The organism is Nonomuraea sp. CA-141351, assembly GCF_050944675.1.
Taxonomy (GTDB): Bacteria; Actinomycetota; Actinomycetes; order Streptosporangiales; family Streptosporangiaceae; genus Nonomuraea.
Genome location: NZ_CP191982.1, coordinates 4,822,225 through 4,843,399 on the forward strand (window position 1 = coordinate 4,822,225; position 21,175 = coordinate 4,843,399).

The 21,175-nt window shown below is 67.9% G+C and carries 19 protein-coding genes; 12 read left to right on the forward strand and 7 right to left on the reverse strand.

All coding sequences use genetic code 11. From position 1 onward, the window contains the following. Window positions 1-416: 416 nt before the first annotated feature. Window positions 417-1,610, reverse strand: coding sequence for an aminotransferase class I/II-fold pyridoxal phosphate-dependent enzyme (locus ACQPWU_RS22760; protein WP_433443204.1), 1,194 nt, complete (start codon window positions 1,608-1,610; stop codon window positions 417-419). A 128-nt stretch (window positions 1,611-1,738) separates the two neighbouring features. Then, the gene (locus tag ACQPWU_RS22765) at window positions 1,739-2,149 is read right to left on the reverse strand and encodes an STAS domain-containing protein (RefSeq protein WP_433443206.1); all 411 of its coding nucleotides are present in this window, start codon (window positions 2,147-2,149) and stop codon (window positions 1,739-1,741) included. Between the two features lie 178 nt (window positions 2,150-2,327). Between ACQPWU_RS22765 and ACQPWU_RS22770 the strand changes: the two genes are divergently transcribed. After that, window positions 2,328-2,648, forward strand: a complete 321-nt coding sequence (locus ACQPWU_RS22770; RefSeq protein WP_433443208.1) for a helix-turn-helix transcriptional regulator — start codon at window positions 2,328-2,330, stop codon at window positions 2,646-2,648. 114 nt (window positions 2,649-2,762) lie between these two features. Here the strand turns inward: ACQPWU_RS22770 and ACQPWU_RS22775 are convergent, their stop codons facing one another. Next, window positions 2,763-4,067, reverse strand: a complete 1,305-nt coding sequence (locus ACQPWU_RS22775) for a phosphatase PAP2 family protein (RefSeq protein WP_433443210.1) — start codon at window positions 4,065-4,067, stop codon at window positions 2,763-2,765. Window positions 4,068-4,224: 157 nt separating this feature from the next. Between ACQPWU_RS22775 and ACQPWU_RS22780 the strand changes: the two genes are divergently transcribed. The 7 genes from ACQPWU_RS22780 (at window position 4,225) to ACQPWU_RS22810 (ending at window position 12,494) form a co-directional block, all read left to right on the forward strand. Further along, window positions 4,225-5,214 carry a LacI family DNA-binding transcriptional regulator gene (locus ACQPWU_RS22780; protein ID WP_433443212.1) on the forward strand — a complete coding sequence of 330 codons (990 nt, stop codon included), beginning with the start codon at window positions 4,225-4,227 and terminating at the stop codon, window positions 5,212-5,214. Continuing rightward, window positions 5,211-6,230 carry a LacI family DNA-binding transcriptional regulator gene (locus ACQPWU_RS22785; protein ID WP_433443214.1) on the forward strand — a complete coding sequence of 340 codons (1,020 nt, stop codon included), beginning with the start codon at window positions 5,211-5,213 and terminating at the stop codon, window positions 6,228-6,230. The genes ACQPWU_RS22780 and ACQPWU_RS22785 overlap by 4 nt, the downstream gene beginning before the upstream one ends. Window positions 6,231-6,369: 139 nt before the next feature. Beyond that, window positions 6,370-7,968: a hypothetical protein gene (locus ACQPWU_RS22790; RefSeq protein WP_433443216.1), complete on the forward strand. Its 1,599-nt coding sequence runs from the start codon at window positions 6,370-6,372 to the stop codon at window positions 7,966-7,968. Then, window positions 7,968-8,930, forward strand: coding sequence for an ABC transporter permease (locus tag ACQPWU_RS22795; RefSeq protein ID WP_433443218.1), 963 nt, complete (start codon window positions 7,968-7,970; stop codon window positions 8,928-8,930). Before ACQPWU_RS22790 ends, ACQPWU_RS22795 begins: the two co-directional genes overlap by 1 nt. Beyond that, a complete protein-coding gene (locus ACQPWU_RS22800) occupies window positions 8,927-9,850 on the forward strand; it encodes a carbohydrate ABC transporter permease (protein ID WP_433443221.1) in 924 nt (307 codons plus the stop codon). Before ACQPWU_RS22795 ends, ACQPWU_RS22800 begins: the two co-directional genes overlap by 4 nt. Then, window positions 9,850-10,470, forward strand: a complete 621-nt coding sequence (locus ACQPWU_RS22805) for a YesL family protein (RefSeq protein ID WP_433443223.1) — start codon at window positions 9,850-9,852, stop codon at window positions 10,468-10,470. Before ACQPWU_RS22800 ends, ACQPWU_RS22805 begins: the two co-directional genes overlap by 1 nt. Window positions 10,471-10,526: 56 nt before the next feature. Beyond that, entirely contained in the window at window positions 10,527-12,494 is a 1,968-nt protein-coding gene (locus ACQPWU_RS22810) for a glycoside hydrolase family 127 protein (protein ID WP_433443225.1), read from the forward strand. 48 nt (window positions 12,495-12,542) lie between these two features. Here the strand turns inward: ACQPWU_RS22810 and ACQPWU_RS22815 are convergent, their stop codons facing one another. Both ACQPWU_RS22815 and ACQPWU_RS22820 read right to left on the reverse strand, forming a co-directional pair. Continuing rightward, a complete protein-coding gene (locus ACQPWU_RS22815; RefSeq protein ID WP_433445270.1) occupies window positions 12,543-13,802 on the reverse strand; it encodes an RNA polymerase sigma factor in 1,260 nt (419 codons plus the stop codon). Further along, on the reverse strand, window positions 13,799-14,077 hold the full coding sequence (locus ACQPWU_RS22820) for a YciI family protein (RefSeq protein ID WP_433443228.1): 279 nt from the start codon (window positions 14,075-14,077) through the stop codon (window positions 13,799-13,801). The genes ACQPWU_RS22815 and ACQPWU_RS22820 overlap by 4 nt, the downstream gene beginning before the upstream one ends. A 1,161-nt stretch (window positions 14,078-15,238) precedes the next feature. Here ACQPWU_RS22820 and ACQPWU_RS22825 point away from each other — a divergent pair. The 4 genes from ACQPWU_RS22825 to ACQPWU_RS22840 all read left to right on the forward strand — a co-directional run bounded on the left by ACQPWU_RS22825 (window position 15,239) and on the right by ACQPWU_RS22840 (window position 19,715). Beyond that, window positions 15,239-16,423, forward strand: coding sequence for a hypothetical protein (locus tag ACQPWU_RS22825; protein WP_433443231.1), 1,185 nt, complete (start codon window positions 15,239-15,241; stop codon window positions 16,421-16,423). Window positions 16,424-17,096: 673 nt separating this feature from the next. Next, entirely contained in the window at window positions 17,097-17,438 is a 342-nt protein-coding gene (locus ACQPWU_RS22830; protein ID WP_360699420.1) for a histone-like nucleoid-structuring protein Lsr2, read from the forward strand. Between the two features lie 753 nt (window positions 17,439-18,191). Further along, complete coding sequence (locus tag ACQPWU_RS22835) at window positions 18,192-18,722, forward strand: rhodanese-like domain-containing protein (protein WP_433443234.1); 531 nt, start codon at window positions 18,192-18,194, stop codon at window positions 18,720-18,722. A 138-nt stretch (window positions 18,723-18,860) separates the two neighbouring features. Next, window positions 18,861-19,715 carry a class I SAM-dependent methyltransferase gene (locus ACQPWU_RS22840; RefSeq protein WP_433443237.1) on the forward strand — a complete coding sequence of 285 codons (855 nt, stop codon included), beginning with the start codon at window positions 18,861-18,863 and terminating at the stop codon, window positions 19,713-19,715. Window positions 19,716-19,754: 39 nt separating this feature from the next. On the opposite strand, the gene ACQPWU_RS22845 is transcribed toward ACQPWU_RS22840, so the two are convergent. Both ACQPWU_RS22845 and ACQPWU_RS22850 read right to left on the reverse strand, forming a co-directional pair. Further along, the gene (locus ACQPWU_RS22845; RefSeq protein WP_433443240.1) at window positions 19,755-20,393 is read right to left on the reverse strand and encodes a DUF6461 domain-containing protein; all 639 of its coding nucleotides are present in this window, start codon (window positions 20,391-20,393) and stop codon (window positions 19,755-19,757) included. Window positions 20,394-20,428: 35 nt separating this feature from the next. Next, entirely contained in the window at window positions 20,429-21,148 is a 720-nt protein-coding gene (locus ACQPWU_RS22850; RefSeq protein ID WP_433443243.1) for an aminoglycoside phosphotransferase family protein, read from the reverse strand. Window positions 21,149-21,175 lie beyond the last annotated feature (27 nt).

Here is a 21,175-nt window from a genome sequence, read left to right on the forward strand (position 1 = left end):
GACTACGCCACTCGAGCGCGCCGGTAACGTCACCGCACGCAGGAGCCACAGTCGCCGCCGACGGGCTGACCGGAGTGGGGGAGCCTCGGCACCGGCCGCGATCGCGGCGGCCGTCCGAGACGCCGTAGGGGCCGCTCTCGACCGGATCCCGATGACGCCGGAGGCCGCCGCGACCGCCGTCCTGCACCGCCGTCAAGGGCCCGCATAGGACGTACGGAACGCCAGGCGTGGTCAGCGTGTGGTCATGAGGGTCAGGCTTTCGTCCTTCACGGAGGTCGCGATGCCGCGGGTGACGCGGTATTCGGCGAGGCCGGGACCGGCGCCGTAGGTGATCTCCTGGGCCGCGAGGCGGCCGAGTTCGGGTGCGAGGTTGACGCCGCTGTGGGTGACGAGCTGACGACGGCCGGTTGTGCCGCCTACGCCTCGGAGGCGAGCCGCAGGCGGCGTCCGGCGGCGGCGAACGCCGACACGATACGGTCCACCTGGGCCTCGGTGTGGGAGGCGGTGATGCTGACCCGGATGAGCGCCTGGCCGGGCGGGACGCCGGGCGAGATCATGGCGGTGCTGAAGACGCCTTCGTCGAACAGCTCCCGCCACAGCCGGAAGCACAGCAGGTCGTCGCCGACGGGCACCGCTATGACCGGCCGATCGGAGGGGACGACCGCGTACCCGATGGAGGCCAGTTCCCCGCTCAACCGCTCGGCCGCCACCCGCAGGCGGTCGCGGCGCTCCGGCTCCGCGGTGATGATCTCCAGGGCGGCCAGCGCGGCCGCGGCGCACGCCGGGGACAGCGCGGCCGTGAACACCATGGACCGCGCGTAGTGCCGCAGGTAGGCGATGATCTCCTCGGGGCCGGCAACAGCGCCCCCGAGGGTGCCCAGCGCCTTGGAGAAGGTGATGGTCTGCAGGTCGACCGCGCGCTCCAGCCCGTGCTGCTCGGCCGCGCCCCGCCCGGTCGCGCCGAGCAGGCCGACGTCGTGGGCGCTGTCCATGACGACACGGGCACCGTACGCGCGGGCGAGCTTGGCGATTCCCGGCAGGTCGCACACGCTGCCGGAGGTGGAGAACATGCCCTCGGTGATGATCAGCCGCCCGGCATCGGGATCGGAGGCGTCGAGCAGCCGCTCCAGATGCTTCATGTCGTTGTGCCGGTAGCGGCGTAACCGCGCTCCGCTCAGGCGTACGGCGTCGATCAGGCAGGCGTGGACCAGCCGGTCGCCGATCACCGTGTCACCGGGCCCGATCAGCGCCCCGAGGGCGAGATTGGCCAAGTAGCCCGCGCTGGTCACCATGACCGCCGCTCGTCCGAGGAAGGCCGCCAGCCGCGCTTCGAGCTCCTCGTGCAGAGCGAGCGAGCCGTTGCTGAGGCGTGAGCCGCCGCTGCCGGTGCCCAGCCGCCGCGTCGCCTCGACCGCTGCCTCCTTCACGCGTTCGTCGCCCGACAGGCCGAGGTAGTCGTTGGAGCCCGCCTGCACGAGCACCCGCCCGTCGATCACGACCTCACCCCCACCCGGCCGCTCCTCGATGGCCTGATAGTAGGGATAGACGCCGAGTTCCTTAACGAACTGGTAGGTCTCGGGCAGCCGGCATTTCGCGAACACATCGGCCATGGCTTCTCGCTTTCCGAGCTGGTTCCCGTGTACGGCTCTCGCGAAGAAGTCTGCTCGATCGGCGGTGGCGGCACGGGCGGGATCTCCACGAGTCCCACGATGTCCGAACCGATAGATGCTCAGGGTGATTACGTGGGAGGCGCTTGTTGGTCGCTGAGGTCCTTAAGGACGACCTCTGCCGCGCTGGAGTGGATGTTCAGGAACGACCACAGGCCGGTGATCTGTAGTGCCCGGGCCGGTATGCCGTGGACATCCGTCACATGCAGGGCTGTGCCCTGCTCCCGCAGGGTGACATGGACGTCTGCCAGCACTTGCAGGCCGGTGCTGTCCATGAAGGTCAGCCTGCCGAGGTCGAGCACCACAGGCCTGCCGGGCAGCATCTGCTGACGGATGTAGGTGTCCAGCTGGTCGGCGTTGGTGATGTCCACCTCGCCGATCACGGTGATCAGGACGACGCCATCCAGGTGCTGGCATTCCAGCCTCAGGGGTGACAGGGCGATCTCCGGGAGGCTCGGCACAAAGATGATGCGAACGGTCATGGCATCCTTCTCGGGCACGAGGGGTTGCAAGCATACGAGGCAAGATGACTCGCTTCTCCTCTTCTGAAGTTTAATGCCTGAATTGCAATACCCGAACCATCGTTCGTCAATGATGAGAAGAGGGGGCCGCCGCGCCCCCTACCGAGATGTGCGCCATGATGGTAGAAGGTGAAGGTTTGTGACCAAGTCCGATAGCCGTTTGCCCGCCTGGACCTTCCTGACCCATCACGCACGGGTGCTGCTGGAGATCGCCCGCGACCCCCGCGTACGGCTGCGTGACATCGCCGCCAGCATCGGGATCACCGAGCGGGCCGTGCAGGGCATAGTGACCGATCTGCACCAGGCCGGATACATCACCCGCGACCGGGTCGGACGGCGCAACGAATACAGCCTCAACCTCGATCTGCACTTCCGCTACCCGACCGAGGCCAACCTGCCGGTCCGCCTCCTGATCGACATGTTCACCCAGCACGATCTCCCGCACGGCGAATCCGGGTGAGGATGCCGGCGGCGCCCCCGGCGACGGCGAGACGATTGCCAACGCCTGCTCAGAGGAGCCTGACAGGCGCGCGATCGGCAAGCTGGGCGGGGGCCCGCCGTGATGCCGGGGCCGTCAATCCTTCGATTTGAAGTAGTGCGCAACCATGTAAGCGGTGACCTTCTTGCCGATCTTCGCGCCCTCCACGTCGGCCGTGCGGGTATGGATTCCGCCCCAGATGCGGGCTTCGATGACCTCGGCGAGCGCGTGCGAGAAGCCGCGGAAGTACCTGGTGGTACCCGAGTCGGCGCTGTACCCGCTGAAGGGGATGTCGTCCCGGCCGAAGAAGTACGTCAACGCCGACATGCTCGCCGCTGTGAAGCAGGTATGTCCGGACGTGTAGTCGGGGTGCGGCGGTGTGACGAGCAATGGCATCCAGTCGGGATCGGCCGTCGTTGCCGGATTGCCGTCGGTGTCGGCCAGGCGGATCGCGGTGACCGGCCGCCAGAAGGTCCACGCCGCCTTCTCGTTGTAGCAGGCGATCGTGGCATCGGCTTCGGCCATGTCGACCATGGCGAACATCCGCGCCGTCTGCAGCGTGCTCAGTCGCTGTTTCGTCGCCAGCTGACGCTTGATCTCCCATTCGGCCAGGTGCCGGTCGTGCCACCAGATCGCGGCCTGTGTCTGGTCGGGCGTCCTGACCGTGCTGGTCGCCGAGCCGATCGTCTTGACCTCGTTGAAGTCCCGGGCGTACCGGTGGCTGGTGAGCGATGGCGGGCCGGATGTGCGGAACATGGAAGCGCCGCGGATGAGGAACGGCTTGAGCTCGCCGACCCATGCCCCGTCGGAGGCGAACGTGGGTGGCGCCGGCCGCCACTGACCGGGCTCGGTGCCCACGGGCCAGGTCTGGTCTCCGAACGCCCCGTCGTTCTGTCGTGCGGCGTTCATCGCGGAGGCCGCCTGAGTGCCCACGGTGATCCCGCGCTGCTTGGCGGTACCGTCGGGAATCGCGGCCAGCGCCTCGTCGTACTGTGTCTTCAACCTCACTTGCTGATCCGGGAACAGAGCGTTCAGCACAAGGAAGCCCGCGGTGGCGACGGCCGCGTCCGTCGACTCGGTTCCATCGGCGGGCGGCGCGATCAGGTATGGCTGGTAGGGAGTGCCGGCGATCGCGTTCACGGCGTCGTAGACGGCTCCGTGCACCATCGCGAAGCTGCGCGCCTGGACCTGCGGTTGCTGCCCGGCGATGTCCCAAATCGCTGTCTGGGCGTTCCTGTCCCAGATGATGACGGCGTTGGTAGACGTGTGCGAAGTCGACGCGTACGCGAACGACGAGCCGAGTCCGATCGGAGACCCGGCGGCGATGACTCCGGCGACGGCTAAGCGAACGGCCTTGCGTGGCAGGACGCCTGCCCAGCCGGCGCCACGTAATTTGACCATGGTGGGAAATTACTATGCCGGCCACATCCGTCACAGCGACCGAACAGTCGAAGACGGGTATTGACGTAACCGAAATCCAGCGCCCCGGTGGCGAAGGCGATGATGATCGCATCGAGGAGCACCGTCACTATCGGACCGAATCCTGACAGGTGCCACCGTGACCTACGCTGTACGCATGCGCGTGACGATGCGGGAGGTGGCGGATCGGGCCGGCGTCTCGATCAAGACCGTCTCGCGTGTGGTGAATGGCGAACCGCACATCCGTCCGGAGAAGGTGCAGCGGGTGCATGCGGCGATCGACGAGCTCGGCTGGGTTCCGAACCGGACCGCCCGGGCGCTCAGGACCGGGCTGATCGGGGTGGTCGGCATCGCCGTCACCGAGCTGCGCCGCCCGTATCTCGCGGGTCTCGTCGAGGCGCTCGTCACCGAGGCGGATCGCTGCGGAATGCTCGCCGCGGTCGAGCCGACGCACGGCGATCCGGCCCGGCTGGAGGCGGTCCTCGCCGCTCGGGGGAAGACGTTCGACGGCGTGGTGCTCATCGGCCCGGCAGCGCTGATCACCGACGGGTTGGACGACCGCCCGGTAGTCGTCGTACAAGGTGGCGCGGCCGAGGTGGACAGCGTCGAGGAGGACGTCGCGGAGGCGGCGGCGCTGGTGGCCCGCCACCTCGCCGTGATGGGCCGGTCGCGCCCGGCTCTGCTCGGAGCGGATCAGGCCCGGATGCTCGCGGCTCTCGCCGGATCCGGCATCGACCCCGCTGCCGTACCGTGTGTGGATCTCGGTGAGGCGGCCGACCGGCGCGCGGGCGCGCGAGCCGCCGTACACGTGCTGGAGCAGCATCCGGACGTCGACGCGCTGCTGTGTGTCAACGACGAAGTGGCGCTCGGGGCTCTCGCGGCGCTCGTCAAGCATGGAGTGAATGTTCCGGGGCGGGTGGCGGCCGTGGGATATGGCAACCTGGAGGACGGTCGGTTCTCGACGCCGTCGCTCACCACGGTCGACCCCGGGCCGGCCCGGTTGGCGCGCAGCGCGCTCGAACTGCTCTCCGATCGCCTCGCCGGCACGGCACCGCGGCACCCGCGCGCGGTCGTGTCGCCGGTCGAGCTGGTACGGCGTGAGTCCACGCTCGGCCGGGACCCGCGATGAAACGCCCGACGCTCGCGGATGTCGCCGCGCGGGCCGGAGTCTCGGCGAAGACCGTCTCCAACGTCCTCCTCGACCGCCCGCACGTCTCGGCCACGACCCGGGCCAGGGTCCAGGCCGCGGTCGAGGAGGTCGGCTACGAGGCGGGGCATGCCACGAGCCAGGCCGGCCGTGGGCTCGCCTCCGGCCGGACCGGCCGGATCGCCGTCGTCGTCCCGAACCTCTACCAGCCGTACTTCGCGGAGAACGCCGAGCGCCTCATCCTCGCCCTGGCCGAGCGCGGGTTCACCAGCACGCTGCGGATCGCCCACAGCAGTGCCGGCGAACGCGACGCGGTCCTCGGTGTGACGACCGCCGACGTCGACGGCGTCATCATCTGCCCGCATCACCTGTCCGATGAGCTGCTCGCCGGTGCCGCCCCGCGGCGCCCGGCGGTGGCCCTCGGTGGCGCTCCGATCAAGACGCTTGACTCTGTGTTGATGGGGGAGCACGCGGGCTTCGTGGCGATCACCCGGCATCTGCTTGCCACCGGCCGGCGCCGGCTCGCGTTCGTCTGGAACGGTCCGGTTGGTGCCGTCCCGACCGGTGACCGGTACGCCGGGTTCCTCGCCGCGCTGGAGGAGTACGGCATCGAGCATGACCCGTCGCTCGTCGCCAACGGCTCGGACTGGGACCGCAGGGCCACGGGCTACGAGGCGATGGTGGGGCTGCTGCGGCGCTCCGGCCCCAGATTCGACGCCGCGGTGTGCGTCAACGACACGATGGCCGTGGGCGTGCTGAAAGCCCTGCGCACGCACGGGATCCGCGTCCCTGACGACGTCGCCGTCACCGGCTTCGACGACACGGACGAAGGCGAGTTCACCATCCCGTCGCTGTCGTCGGTGAGTCCTGATCAGGGCTCGATGGTGGCCGCCGCCGTTCACCTGCTCATCGAGCGCCTCGACGGTTACGACGGCGAGGCCCGGCAGGTGCACACCGGTGTGCACCTGCTGGTCCGCGACTCGTCCGCGCTGGTCTGACCCACCCTTCACCCCTTGATCCGGTGACTTGTCGCCTTCTTTGTCTTGTCGTTGACATCGCTGAAGGAGCGCCCCTAACATCGCTGAAACATTCACCGAGATCCGGGTCACACCCTCCGTCCCCCCTTAGGAGGACCGCATGGCCACCCCACCGGTTCTGTCCCGCCGTGCCTTCGTCGTCGCGGCCGGCCTCACCGCACTCGCCGGGTGCTCCGGCAAGAACTCGACGAGCGATCCGAACACGCTGCGGATCGCGGTCACCAAGCATCCGTTGACCAAGCCGATGAGCACGATGGAGTGGCCCAAGCAGCTGGAGAAGATCGCTGGAGTGAAGATCCAGTGGCAGGAGATCTCGGCCGACTGGGACCAGAAGAAGTCCACCATGCTGGCGGCCGGCGACGTGCCGGACCTGATCGTCGGTACGAACGGGATCACGAATTCCGACATGGGCACGTACCGGACGCTGTTTGAGAACCTGGCCGACGACCTGGACGCGTTGCCGAACGTGAAGGCGTTGTTCGCGGCGAAGCCGCAGCTGAAGTCGATGGCCACGCTGTCCACCGGCGAGATCTACTCGATCCCGGGCTACAAGCGGTTCTGGCCGACGACCGTCACCCACCAGTACATCAACAAGCAGTGGCTCGACCGTCTCGGCCTGAAGGTGCCAACCACCTGGGACGAGCTGTACACCGTACTCGTCGCGTTCAAGGAGGAGGACGCGAACGGGAACGGTGACAAGAACGACGAGATCCCGATGGACTGGTCGCCGGTCGGCACGGGCGGCTTCGGGTACTTCCAGCCCAGTGTGCTGCTCGGCAGCGTGGGCCTGCCGATCGCGGGCGGCGGTGGCCAGGGCTATTTCCTCGAGGACGGCAAGGTCGGCAATTTCCTCGTCGACGAGCGCTACAAGCGAGTGATCCAGTTCCTCCATCGTTGCTACGCCGCGGGCCTGGTCAGCAAGAACGTCATGACGCAGGACTATTCGGCCTACCAGGCGGTCGGCCGCGGTTCCGGCGACGTGGCCAGGGTCGGCTTCAGCTGGGGCTGGACGGCCAGCGACCGGTTCGGCGCCCAGCTGGCCGACCAGTACGTCGCGATGGCGCCGCTGCTCGCGGAAGCCGGCCAGACGACCCCGGTGACCTGGACGTACGACTCCAACAGCGAGAACTTCCCGTCGAACCAGATCGTCATGTCCGCGAAAACGAGCAACAAGCAGGCAGCCCTCAAGGTCATCAACGCCTTCTACGACAAGGAGATGTCGCTGCAGGTGCTGTGGGGCGATCTCGGCCGGTACGTCAAGAAGGTCAGCGACAAGGAGTACGAGGTGCTCCCGCCGGCCGACCCCAAGACCGACCCGTCGACCTTGAAATGGACGGTCACTCTCGCGGACAACGGCCCGCTCTGGATCCGGGACGACATCGAGGTAAAGCTGCCGGCCGACCTCGACGAAGCCGTCGAACAGACCAAACCGCTGCTGAAGGCGCTGGCGAACATGGACGCGAAAAAGGACGTCTACCCCTTCCAGTTCGTCCAGATGACGCCTGACGACACGAACCAGCTGGCGCTGAACAACACCACGATCCTCAACAGCACGATGACGAAGTTCGCCGAGTGGATCACCAAGGGTGGCATCGAGGATCAGTGGGACAAATACGTTCAGCAGGTCCAGAACGCCGGCCTGCAGAAGAACATCGAGGTCTACCAGCGCTACTACGACGAGTACGTGAAGACGCACTGATGACGGAATCGCTTGTGGCAGCTCGCGAGCCGGTGGCCGGCGCCCGGAGACGGGCCGGTCTGGGTGCCGGCCGGCATGTCAGCAGGTACTGGCAACTGTGGCTCATGGTCCTGCCGGCCGTGGGGTTCATCGCCCTGTTCATGTACGTCCCGATGTACGGGATCCAGCTGGCCTTCCGGGAGTTCGACTTCACCGCGGGTCTCGCGGGTGGCAAATGGGCCGGCCTGAAGTACTTCCAGCAGTTCTTCGACAGCCCGCTGTTCTGGCCGTTGCTGCGGAACACGTTCGTCATCAGCATCACCACGCTCGTGGTGGGGTTCCTCGCGCCGATCATGCTGGCGCTGATGATCAACCAGATCGCCGGTGGCCGGCGCAAGAAGTTCATGCAGACGGCGACGTACCTGCCGCACTTCATCTCGATCGTCGTCATCGTCGGCATGCTGCAGGCGTTCCTCAACCCGTCCACCGGGCTGCTGACCCAGGCCTTCGCCTTCTTCGGTCTCGACGACGTGAACCTCCTCGGTGACACGTCGGCCTTCGTGCCGGTGTACGTGATCTCCGACGTGTGGCAGCACTGCGGGTGGAACAGCATCATCTACCTCGCCGCGCTGTCGCGAGTCGACCCCCAGCTGTACGAGGCGGCCAAGGTGGACGGCGCGAACCGGCTGCAGCTCATCCGGCACGTCGACGTCCCGAGCATCGTGCCGACCATGGTGATCCTGCTCATTCTCACCATGGGCGGCGTGCTGAACACCGGTTTCGAGAAGGTGTGGCTGATGCAGAACACCCTGAACCTGCCGGTGTCCGAGGTCATCGCGACGTATGTGTACAAGATCGGCATCTTCAGCACTCAGTTCAGCTACGCCACCGCGATCGGCCTCTTCAACACGGTCATCAACTTCGTGTTCCTGATCGCCGCGAACGCGATCGCCCGCCGCGTATCGAACTGGAGCCTGTGGTGAGCGCGACCTACCCGCAGAGCAAGGGATTCTTCCGCAACAAGACACCGGCCGACGTCGTCTTCATGCTCGCGCTCGGCGCGATTTGCGTGGCGGTCCTGTTCGCGGTGATCTATCCGGTCTACTTCGTGGTGATCGCGTCCGTGAGCAATCCGTCGCTGACGTCCACCGGCGAGGTGTGGTTGTTGCCGAAAGGCGTGAGCTTCTTCGGCTATCGGGAGATCTTCAACGACGATCGGATCTGGACGGGCTATCGCAACACGTTGCTCTACAGCGTGGCCGGAACCGCGCTGAACCTGGTCGTGACCATCCCGGCGGCGTACGCCTTGTCGCGGCCGGAGTTCCGTCCACGGCGGATTCTCATGTTGTTCTTCGTGTTCACGCTGTTCTTCAACGGCGGTCTGATCCCGACGTACCTGCTGTATCGCGATCTCGGCCTGCTGGACAACTGGCTCGTGTTCGTCCTGCCGTCAGCGGTGAACGTCTACAACCTCATCATCGCCCGCGCCTTCTTCGAGCATTCTCTGCCGAAGGAGCTGTTCGAGGCGGCGTTGATCGACGGCGTGTCCTACCTGCAGTACTTCGCCAGGATCGCGCTGCCGTTGTCCAAGGCGATCATCTCGGTGATCGGCCTGTACTACCTGGTCCAGCACTGGAACGACTTCTTCACCGGGCTCGTGTTCGTCCGTGACAACGCCCTGCAACCGCTGCAGATCGTGCTGCGTGACATTCTCCTTTCCAATCAGGCGTTCGCCGGTGGCGCCGGAACCGGCGGAGGCAGCGGCGTCGGCTACGACCAGCAATATGCCGACCAGATCAAGTACGGCGTGATCGTCGTCTCGAGCCTCCCGGTCCTGGTGCTCTACCCGTTCCTCCAGCGCTACTTCGAGAAGGGCGTCCTCATCGGGTCGGTGAAAGGCTGATGAAACGCGTCCTCACCTGGCACACGAGGGCGGGCGAGGTGGGCCTGCTGCTGCTCAAGCTGCACCTGCTGTGGGTGGTGTGGAGTCTGGCCGGTGGCATCGTGCTCGGCGTCTTCCCCGCGACCGCCGCGGTGTACGGCGTCATCCGCGGCGAGTTCCTGCAGTCAGCCCAGCCGTCGACGGGGCCTGGCGAGTTCCGCCGGATCTGGCGGCAGGAGTTCCGCACGGCCAACGTAGTGGGCTACGTCTTCGCGACGGCTTGGGCAGTGCTCCTGCTGGACCGGCACCTGCTGGAAACCGCCGACCTCGGTGTCGTCGAGCCACTGCTCGGCGCGGTGCTCTGGCTGGTGACGCTGTTCGTGTCGTGCATGACCGTGAACGTCTGGATCCTCGCTGCCCACTTCGCTGAAGGACCGTTCGCGCTCGTCCGCCGGAGCGCGATCCTCGTCCTCGCCCGCCCGGTCCTGGCGCTTGTCACGCTGCTCGTGGCCGGCGTGACACTCTGCGTGTACTACCTGGTCCCGGGGCTGGTCCCGGTCTTCGGCGTCGCCGTACCGGCCTTCGCGTCTTTCGCCTACGTCTGGGGCACCGCGGTCCTCCCCACAGCTCGGGGCTCGTGACGGTCTGCCTGCGACATGTCCAGCCATTTCACGACTACTTCTGTTTTGGAGTCCTCATGACCATGACCTCTGCCGCCGCCGCGCGTGCTCGCGACCCGCTGCCGTTGACCGCGGTCACGATCGATGACCGGTTCTGGGCGCCGCGCCGCGAGTTGATCCGTACCCGTACGTTGCGGCACCAGGAAGGCCAGATGCGCCGGCCCGGTCAGCAGTTCGACGCCCTGACCCTGTCCTGGCGGCAGGGTGACCCGCATGAGCCGCACATCTTCTGGGAAAGCGACGTCGCCAAGTGGATCGAGGCCGCCAGCTACTGCCTGGCCACCACCGACGACCCCGAGCTCGACCAGGCCGTCGACGAGGCCATCGAACTGCTGGCCGGCGCGCAGCAGGACGACGGCTACCTCAACGCGTACTTCACCGTCGTCAAGCCGGGACAACGGTTCACCGACCTCCGTGACGCCCACGAGCTGTACTGCGCCGGACATCTCATCGAGGCCGGCGTGGCCCATTTCGAGGCGACCGGGAAGACCCGGCTGCTCGACATCGTGCGCCGCTACGCCGACCTGATCGACACCGTCTTCAGCCCTGACGGCCCCTGCGCCGGCGGCTACTGCGGGCACCAGGAGATCGAGCTCGCGCTGGTCAAGCTCTACCGTGTGACCGGCGAGCGCCGCTACCTCGAGCTCAGCCGGCGGCTCATCGACTGGCGCGGACAGCAGCCCAACTACTTCGAGGCCGAGCTACAGCGCCGCGGCACCCCCGGCTACTTCGGCACCAGGCTTCCCCAACGGCCCGGGGAGACGCGGCGGTTCCGGGAGTACAACCAGAGTCACCAGCCCGTGGCCGACCAGGCCGAGGCCGTCGGCCACTCGGTCCGCGCCATGTACATGTACAGCGCGATGACCGACCTGGCCGGCGAGTACGACGACGACCGGCTGCTCCAGGCCGTACGGCGACTGTGGACCAACCTCACCACCAAGAAGCTGTACGTCACCGGCGGGATCGGCTCCGACCCCCGCATCGAAGGCTTCGGACCCGACCACCACCTGCCCGACGCCCACGGCTACGCGGAAACCTGCGCCGCGATCGGCCTCGTCCAGTGGGCGCAGCGGATGAGCAACCTCACCGGCCACGGCCACTACATCGACACCCTCGAACGTGCCCTCTACAACGGCGTCCTCAGCGGCGCCTCCGCCGACGGCACCCACTACTTCTACGGCAACCCCCTCGCCAGCGACGGCACCGCCGCCCGGCAGGAGTGGTTCGAGTGCGCCTGCTGCCCGCCCAACCTCGCCCGGCTGCTCAGCGAACTCGGCCGCTACATCTACGCCCAAGGACCCGACGAAGCCGTCATCAACCTGTACGTGGCCGGCACCGCCCGCTTCACCCTCACCGGCGGTGAGGTCACCCTCCGCCAAGACACCCGCTACCCCCAGGACGGCCATCTCACGGTCACTGTCAGCCCCACCGATGACGAGTTGGAGTTCACCCTGGCCATCCGCGTCCCCGCCTGGAGCCCGCGACCCACTGTCACCGTCAACGGCGAACCCGTCCAGCAGCCCGTCCTCCGCGACGGCTATCTCAGCCTCTCCCGCCCCTGGCGGACCGGCGACCAGGTCGAGATCGACCTCGGCATGGAAGTGCGCCGTACATGGGCGCACCCCGCCGTCGCCTCGGCCGCCGGCAAACTCGCCCTCGAGCGCGGGCCGGTGGTGTTCTGCGTGGAGGGCGTCGACCATGACGGCGCCGTACACAACCTCGCCCTCGCCCGCGACGTACCGATCCGCGCGATCCCCGACGAGCGGACCGGCGTCGTCACCCTGCACGCCGACGCCACCGCCGACGCCACCGCGGACGGCGGGCTGTACGGTGACCGCCCGCTGGGCCGACGGGGCGTCACGCTGACCGCCGTGCCCTATTTCTCCTGGGGCAACCGCGGCCTCTCCGACATGACCGTCTGGATCCGCGACGGCGGCCCCACCCAGACTTCCGAGCATGTGGAGAGCTCGGACGGCCGCAGATAGCGATGATGCCCGAGCCCGTGGTTGCGGCTCGGCTACCAGGTCTGTCCATCAGCCTTCGCCGCTGGGGACGGTCTCGGCGAGCCGGTCGGCCAGGTAGCGGCGTTCGGCCTCGGTGGGGGCCAGGGCCAGCGCCTCGCGGTAGGCGCCGGCGGCCTCGGCGAGGCGGTTGAGGCGGCGGAGCAGGTCGGCGCGGGTCGCGGGGAGCAGGTGGTACCCGGTCAGTTCGCCCGAGGAGTGGAGGGTTTCCACCAGCTCGAGTCCGGCTGCGGGGCCGTCCGCCATCGCCACCGCCACCGCCTGATTAAGCCTCACTACCGCAGACGGTACGACCTGTGCCAGCCGCCGGTAGAGCGCGGCGATCTGTGCCCAGTCGGTGTCGGCCGCACGGAGGGCCGTGGCGTGGCAGGCGGCGATGGCGGCCTGCAGTTGGTAGGGCCCGAGCCGGTCACGTCGAAGGGCCGCCTGCAGGACGGCGACGCCCTCGTCGATCTCGCCGCGGTCCCATCGCGTACGGTCCTGGTGATCCAGGGTCACCAAGTCACCGGCGGTGTCGACGCGAGTCGCGCGGCGGGAGTGGTGGAACAGCATGAGAGCGAGCAGGCCGTGCGCCTCGGGCTCGTCCGGCATCAGCCGTGTCAGCAGGCGCGCGAGACGGATGGCCTCGGCGCACAGATCCCACCGCACCAGGTCAGTGCCCGCGCTGGCGGAATAGCCCTCGTTGAACAGGAGATACAGCACGGCGAGCACCGAACCAGTCCGTTCCGGCAACAGATGAGCCGGCGGCACCCGGTACGGAATGCCGGCATTGCTGATCTTGCTCTTGGCCCGGACCAGGCGCTTGGCCATCGTCGCCTCGGTGACCAGGAAGGCCCGGGCGATCTCGGCGGTGGTCATGCCGGTCAGGGTGCGCAGCGTCAGCGCCACCCGCGCCTCCAGCGGCAGCGCCGGGTGACAGCAAGTGAAGATCAACCGTAGCCGGTCGTCGGAAACGCCGCTGTCGCCACCCTCGCCGGAGCCGAAGGCGTCATCACCGGACGCCATCGTGGCCACCTCCCGTAGCTTGGCCGCCTCGGTCGACCTGCGGCGCAAGCGGTCCACCGCCCGGTTGCGCGCCGCCGTGGTGAGCCAGGCGCCGGGACGGCGCGGAAGGCCGTCGCGCGGCCAGCGCTCCAGCGCCAGCGCGAAGGACTCCTGCGCGCACTCCTCGGCCAGATCCCAGTCGCCGGTCATCCGGATCAGGGTCGCGACGATGCGGCCCCATTCCTGGCGGAAGGACTCGGCGACCGCCGCCTCGACCTCGGCGGTCACTCCTCCCAAAGCGGCCTCACCTCGACCCAGCCGAACCTGGCGGAGGGATGCTTGGAGGCGACCTCGATCGCCTCGTCGAGGTCCTCGCACTCGATCAGGTCGAAGCCGCCGATCTGCTCCTTCGTCTCGGCGAACGGCCCGTCGGACAGCAGTACCTCACCGCCGCGCACCCGAACGGTCGTGGCATCGCTGCCCGGCCGCAGGCGCGCCCCCTGCAGGCGTACTCCACGGCGGTCCATCTCGCGCACCCATGACGCCGGGTCGGCTTCATCCATAGGCACTCCGACAGTTTCGTTGTCGCAGACGAACATCACGTACCGCACGGTTCCTCCAAGTTGGCGGGCTTGACTGTACGCCGGACGAGTACGCCGGCGAAAGGAAGCCGGAACGTCCTGGTCTTCCGCTGCCTGGCAGCCCTGACCGGGGCGTCGGGCAACGCGGACCGGGCGAAGTCATTGCGCGGCCGCAGAGAGTAGATGGCGGCGAGGAAATCAGGCATGACGAGCCCTCCCATCCAGCGCCCGCTGCGGGCGCTTCGCGATTTCGTGTGACACCCTCACGACGAACGGGAGGACCCCGCGATGGACAGCAGACGTGGTCGAGGTCCGCAGAAGACGAATCTTCGAGCTCTGGTTCGCTGCCACAACGAAATCCATGTCATCGGCTGGTCCAGGGCGCGGTATCCGAGCCAGGGGTGCTTTCCCGGCTTCGATCACAGGCGCTGAGGACCGACGCCGGAGTCGCTCATGCCCCGACGGCGAGCCAATGGACCGAATTTAGGTAGATCTTTCTATATATCGCCCATCAGGGGTTATGTCGGGACAGTGCCTCTGACCTGGGACTTTACTCTCGACGTAACCGTTGAACCTCCCTTGAAGGGCACTTGACCTGCGGAAATGGCAAGGTACTCTCGCCCTATCACAGGCTTCCGGTTTATTCACTTCAGTCCTGCATTACCCCTTTTGTCAGGGTCTGTGGGTTAAGGCCGGTCTCGTCCGGGAGGTTTCCCCACTTCCATGACGCCAGAAATGCAGAAGTTCATCGCACGGCCCAACCCGGATGGGACCCACGGGCAATCTGGCCACGGCGCACCCCGCCAGCCGCCCGGCACCCACGTGGGCCAAGAGCGGTCGCCCGGTGACAAGACAGGCCAGAAACCCCACGACCAGGCCCCTCGGGCAACCGATGACCACGCGCCCCAAGGGCCCGGCCGGCCCGCCGCTGACCGGCCGGGCACGGACGCCGGAGGCCGCCCGCACTCGCAGGGGAAGCCGGCCAGCCCTCTGAACCCCGGTACCAAGCGGGACGACTCCCACTCGTCTCCCGCTGAGGGCCGCCCCACACATGCTCCGACTCGGGCTTCGGACACGCCGCCCACCGCGACAGCCCCAGCCCCGAGCTCCTCCGACGCTCCGACAGGCACCCCGACATCTGACATGCCCGCCACACCCGCCCCCACCTCGACCTCTGACATGCCGCCCACCGCGCCCACCCCCACCTCGACCTCTGACATGCCGTCGGCCACGCCCACCCCAACCCCGACCTCTGAAGTGCCATCGGCCACGGCCACCCCAACGCCAACCCTCTCCGACAAGCCCTCCACGGCCACCGCGGCCCCAGCCCCGACCGCTGACACGCCATCGGCCACGGCCACCGCATCGGTGCCGCAGACGGCTCCGGAGACCAGCGCCCCTTCGTCGACCGCCGCCCCATCCGAGTCGGCCTCCTCCCAAGCTGAGCCGGCGGCCTCTTCCGAATCCGAGCCGACCTCCTCCTCAACCGAGCCGGCGGCCACGTCCGGAGCCGAGCCGACCGTCACCTCCACAGACGCGCAGACCACCACCCCCTCCTCGTCCGAGCCGACCGCGACCTCCGCGGCCGAGCCCGTCCCCGAGCAGGCCACCAGTGCCATGCCGGCGGCGTCCAGCACCACGACCGGGACCGTCTTGCCCGCGCACCTCCACACCTCGATCGCCGGCCCATCGTCGAACTCGTTCACTCCGATAATGATCACCTCGGCCGTGGTGGCAGTGGTGGCCTTGCTCGTGATGCTCGCCGTGGTCAAGGCCCGCCGCGCGGCCCGCCCAGCCGTGGCCGCGCCCATGGCACCGAGCCCGTCCACGCACGTCCCCCGCCACAGCACCGCCGAGCCCGACGAGGGCATCCTGTGGAGGCGGGAACTCCTGGAAGCCATCGAGGCCGCCGCCGCCCTGCCACTCGACACCGTCGCACCCGGCGAACAGGACAGCGACCCACCCGCCACCCCTGCACCCACCGAGCAGGCGAACCGGCGACCCGAGACCAGCCCGTCCAGCCCCGACTCCGGCCCGGCCCCTCAGGAGGAGCCCGCCGCCTTGACCGAGCCGTTGGAGGTCGTCTTCCCCACCGGACCGCTGGAGTCGATCGTCGACACCGGACCGTTCGAGCGCATCGTCATCCCCGCGGCGACCACCCCGTTCGACGCGTTCGCCCCGGACGGCTCCACGGACGAGGACATCTCCGACCCGGCGTACCACGGGCGCAGGCGACGCAACGAGCACCCCGCCGACGATGAGGATGGCGCCGCCGAGAGGACGCCGTCATCGGCCCCCGGCGCCGCCGCTGATAGTGATGTCGTGTAGCCGGTGCCCCTCACCTGGGCGGCGATGCTGAAGTAAGGGCTGGACGTGACCGCGCGGTTCCAGCCGGCGTACCCGGTCCTCGGCGCGCAGGCTCGCCTGCTTCCACCCCTTCGCGGTGGCGACCACGGCGTTCACCGTCCCGTCGCAAGGTCCGCCTACCCGTACGCGGGCGTGACGGTGATCTGGACGGCGGCCGGAGGAAAGTCATGGACGGAAGCTCCACCCGAGAGGCGGTTGCCGGGCGGGAACGGCCGCAGTCACCCCGCGCCGTGCGCTGATCGGGAAGAGCGTCACGGGAATGCACCACATCGGCAATGCGGCGAGCTTTGAATTTGGATTCAACATAGCGGATTCATTGCCATTGGTGGCAGGCTGGACATCCGTACGATCGCAATATGGGAAGCAAAGACCTGGAGGGTCGGCGGGGAGGGGCCGGTGGACTGGGACGTGGCCCCACTAGTGCGCACCATGGGCTGGAGGTCGGATGACATCCCGCGGCGGGGCGCATGAGTCTGCCTACGGCGATGTCGCTGTCTGCGCCGCATGCGCGAAAGGCGTCGTGGTCCAGGGCCGGCTCGCGAAGTTCCTTGCCGGAGGAGCAGTATCCCCGGAGATGCGTGATCTGCTGAAGCGAGCTACAGTACCTGCAACCGTAACGTAATTGGAGCACCTTATGGCGAAGCGTATTGTTGAATCTTTTGTCGACGACATCGACGGCAGTGACGCTGAGAGGACCACGAGGTTCGCTCTCGACGGGGTGAGCTACGAGATCGACCTGTCGGGCGCGAACAGAGAGAGGCTGGAGAAGGCTCTCGCTCCCTTCATCACCAAGGCTCGTGCGGTCCGTGCCGAAAGGGGCGGTCGCGGCCGGCGCGGAGGCGCCGGCACGGCTCGGGGCGTCAGCCGTGACAAGGCCACGGAGGTCAGGCGGTGGGCCAAGGCGCAGGGCCTGCCGGTAAGTGAGCGTGGCCGCATCGCCGCCACTGTCGTGGAACAGTACGAGGCAGCCCACTGAGAAAGCGCGTGTATCAGCGCTCGTCGCTGTCGCGGATGAGTTCGACGTGCGTGCGCGTCGGCCACCGGCTCTTTGCCGGCCCCGTGAAACTCCACGATCACCTTGTCGTCGAGCGTGCTCGGATCGACCGCCACCGCAGCGCGGAGCGGCGCCCCGAACGCCGGTATCAGCCGCTTCTACGCCCTTGATGGGCTTAACTTAGCGCGCAATTTCGTTATTGACGCCCCGTACAGCTTGATGATCCGCTCTCCCTGAAACGTCGAGCGATTTACGGGGACCACATGCAACGCGCCGCGAGGCGCGCGTTTCGCGCGCCTTCATCGTCATGTCTGCATCATCCCGTGTGATCGCGCTGGGGGCGACCCCCGCGAGTGCCGACCCCGCACCCCTCCGCTTTCCACTGAGGGGCCATCGCCGTGGGCGGGACCTCTATCGTGGGCACCTGCTCGATGACCGGTTTCGCCGCGATAGCGGCGCCGGTGGCGGGGCTATCGTCAATGACCCGCTGAAGCTGCTCAACCTGAAGGAGCGGGCAGGGTCGAGGGCAAGCTGGAGATCACCTCATTGGCTCCGGTTCACCGCCTGGGCATCACGTGGTTGTTCATGGGCCTATGATCAACTTCGAGGGCGTTCAGGCGTCTGGTGGCCCTTCCCGCCGTCGGCGCGACTTCCGTCCCCTTCGCCGTCAGCGATGCGCGGATCGCCCCAGCCCACCGGTCGCCCGCGTCGCCCTACCTCTCCTGGAGTGCCTCCGTGCCTGAGGAATCACCCGACGTCTCGGCAACGACCTGCGAGTACGCCGCCCGCTCGACCGGCGTCGACCGTCTGCTGGCACAGGCTCGCGCAGGGCTCCGTCGCCTGCATCCCGCCGAGGCCTGGGCCGCCACGCGCCGCGGTGGGGTGATCGCCGACACCCGTCCCGAGTTTCAGCGCCGGGCCGCGGGCGAGATACCCGGAGCCGTCGTCATCGAACGCAACCATCTCGAATGGCGGCTCGATCCCACCTGCGAGTCCCGCATCCCCGAGGCACGTTCCCACGACATCCACTGGATCGTGATCTGCGCCGAGGGGTACTCATCCTCGCTGGCCGCGGCAGCGTTACGGGAACTCGGGTTGCACAACGCCACCGACGTCATCGGCGGCTTCGACGCATGGGTGGAGGCCGATCTGCCGATAGTCCACCCCGCTCGGCCCACGGTCCCGCGCGGCCCGGGAGAAGGCGGACTTCCGGAAGCTGGTCCTCGCAACGAGGGACTGTACGCCGGCCGGCGCAGCATGCAGTAGGGCGCGCCGTCCGGCTTGCGGGCTGGACCTGCGCCGGCCTGCGGCGCTCTCGCCGACCATCTGCCGGTGCGGCATGCTGGGGGAACTCCGTGCTCGCGACCCGAAATTCAGTCGACGTCCGGGGGCACGGTTGCAATCATGCTCGCCATGACGATCGAGTCGCGGGAACATGTGCGGCGCTACTTCGACGAGTTCGGTGACGCCGAGTGGGACCGGCTCACAGGCGATGTCCGGGGCCGGGTGAGCCTGGAGATCCACCGCCGCTTCCTGACCCGCTTCGTCGGGCCGGGCGACCGGGTGCTGGAGGTGGGCGCCGGCCCCGGCCGGTTCACCATCGAACTGGCCGCCCTCGGCGCGACCGTCGTGGTCACCGACCTCTCCCCGGTCCAGCTCGCGCTCAACGCCGAACACCTGCGGGGCAGCGCGAGCGACGCCGCCGTGGAACGGCGGGAGGTTCTGGACATCTGCGACACCAGCCGGTACGCCGACGGAGAGTTCGACCTGGTGCTCGCGTACGGCGGGCCGCTGTCGTACACCTTCGAGCACGCCGAGGAGGCGATGCGCGGCCTGCTGCGGATCACCCGGTCAGGTGGGCTGGTCGTCGGCTCGGTCATGTCGCTGCTTGGCGCCTGGCGGCACTTTCTCCCCGGCGTGGTCAAGGTGGCCGAGACCATCGGCGAGGACGCCAACGACCGGATCCTGCGCACCGGCGACCTGCGCCACGAATCCGGCCAGGGCATCGACACGCACGTGTGCCAGATGTTCCGCTACCGCGACCTGGCGGCCCTGGTCCGCGCCGCGGACGCCGAGATCGTGGCGGCGAGCGCCAGCAACTGGGCCTCCCTGGGCGACCTGGACGCGCTCGCCGTACTGGAAGCCGACCCTTCCCGGTGGGCCCGCTTCCTGGAGCACGAGGTGACCGCCTGCCAGGAGCCCGGATGCCTGGACGGCGGCACCCACATCCTGTTCGCAGCACGCCACCCGCACGTCTGACACCGCCTCGGGCTAGGTGCGTGCCTGCCGCGCGGTGGCTTACCCCTGCTCCTCATCTCGTCGGATCGCCGCAAAGAGATCGACGGCCGTGTGCGATATTGTCTCTGGTCGCCCAGCACCCTCTTCCAGGGTGTCGTCGACATGAGAGCCGACAACACCGCCCACAAGCGGTCCGTTCAATACTTCCCGGGTCAACACGACGCCGCTCAGCTGGGCCGCGAGCATCAGTGCTCCGCTCACGCCCACATCCCGCATCTTGCCCAGCAGGCGATCCGGATCGCTGCCGTACCGCCATGCAGGTTTCCTTGGATCGAAGGAAGTCAGCCGATCCCCGTCAACGGCATATACGAACAGATCGGTCGCGTAGTCATGCCGGGATACGGATACGAGATCCGTTCCGGCCGACAGCGCTCGCACGGCATCGGGTTCTGTCGCCTCGCTGCCGTTTCGCTCGATGAGCACGGCCCAACCCTCAAGGCGCCCGGCCAGAACCGTACGAGGGAACAGTCCTTCATCCGTCAGTTCCCTGTAGCTCAGCGGACGGATGCTCTCCTCTGCGGCGCCCAACCGCCTTAGTGCTTCTGCCTCGTCGAGACCCCGTACGAAGGTCAGACACCATACGTCGCCCAACTCCCACCCGTGGGCGAGCCAGCGGACATCGGCGTCAGTGATTTTCACCCAGCGCTCCTCGCCGTCAATTTGTTCATCTTCTCCTACCGCAGCGCAGACAGCAGGAGCTCCGTGTGCCGGCGAATGAGCCGGCGGTCATTGGTGGCCCAGGTGACGGCTGCTTCGGCGTGGCGGCGACGGGCGGCGGTGATCTTCGGGTTGTCGATGTTGGCGGCTTCCGTCTCGGCGATGCCGGTCTGCTGGCGCGTCATCGCGTCCAGGAGTGGTTCTGGGGCGACGGCGCCGTAACCGTCGCGGAGTTCACGCAGATGCAGGGCCTGTTGGCTGATCGGTACGTGACCTTCGGACTGGATGCACCAGGTCCATGCCATGTAGCCCAGGTCGTCGAGCCAATTGCCGGGGCGGCAGGATGACCAGTCGATGAAGGCGACCGGCAGGCCGTTCTGGAAAATGGTGTTGAAGGGGCCGGGGTCGCCATGGATGACGCACTCCTGGCCGGCTGCCAGGGCGTGTCCGGTCGTTGCCTCGTGAAGGCTGCGCAGCATGCGGCCTCCGCGCGCATAAGCGCCGGGTGCTCGCTGCGTGGGATGGTCGGTGGTGGTGCCCGGGACGAAAGTCAGGATGTCCCGGCCCTGTTCGTCGATGCCCAGGTAGCGCGGAGCGTGGGGGTAGCCGACGTGCTCCAGGTGGGTGAGTACTTGGGCGGCGAAGTCGGCCCGGTTGTCGCGCGTGCGGCGAACCGTGTCACCGGCACGCACGACTTCCACGGCATTGTTCCCCCCTGCCAGGGGCTCCTCGCTCATAAGGCCATGATGGGTGATGCCTGCGAA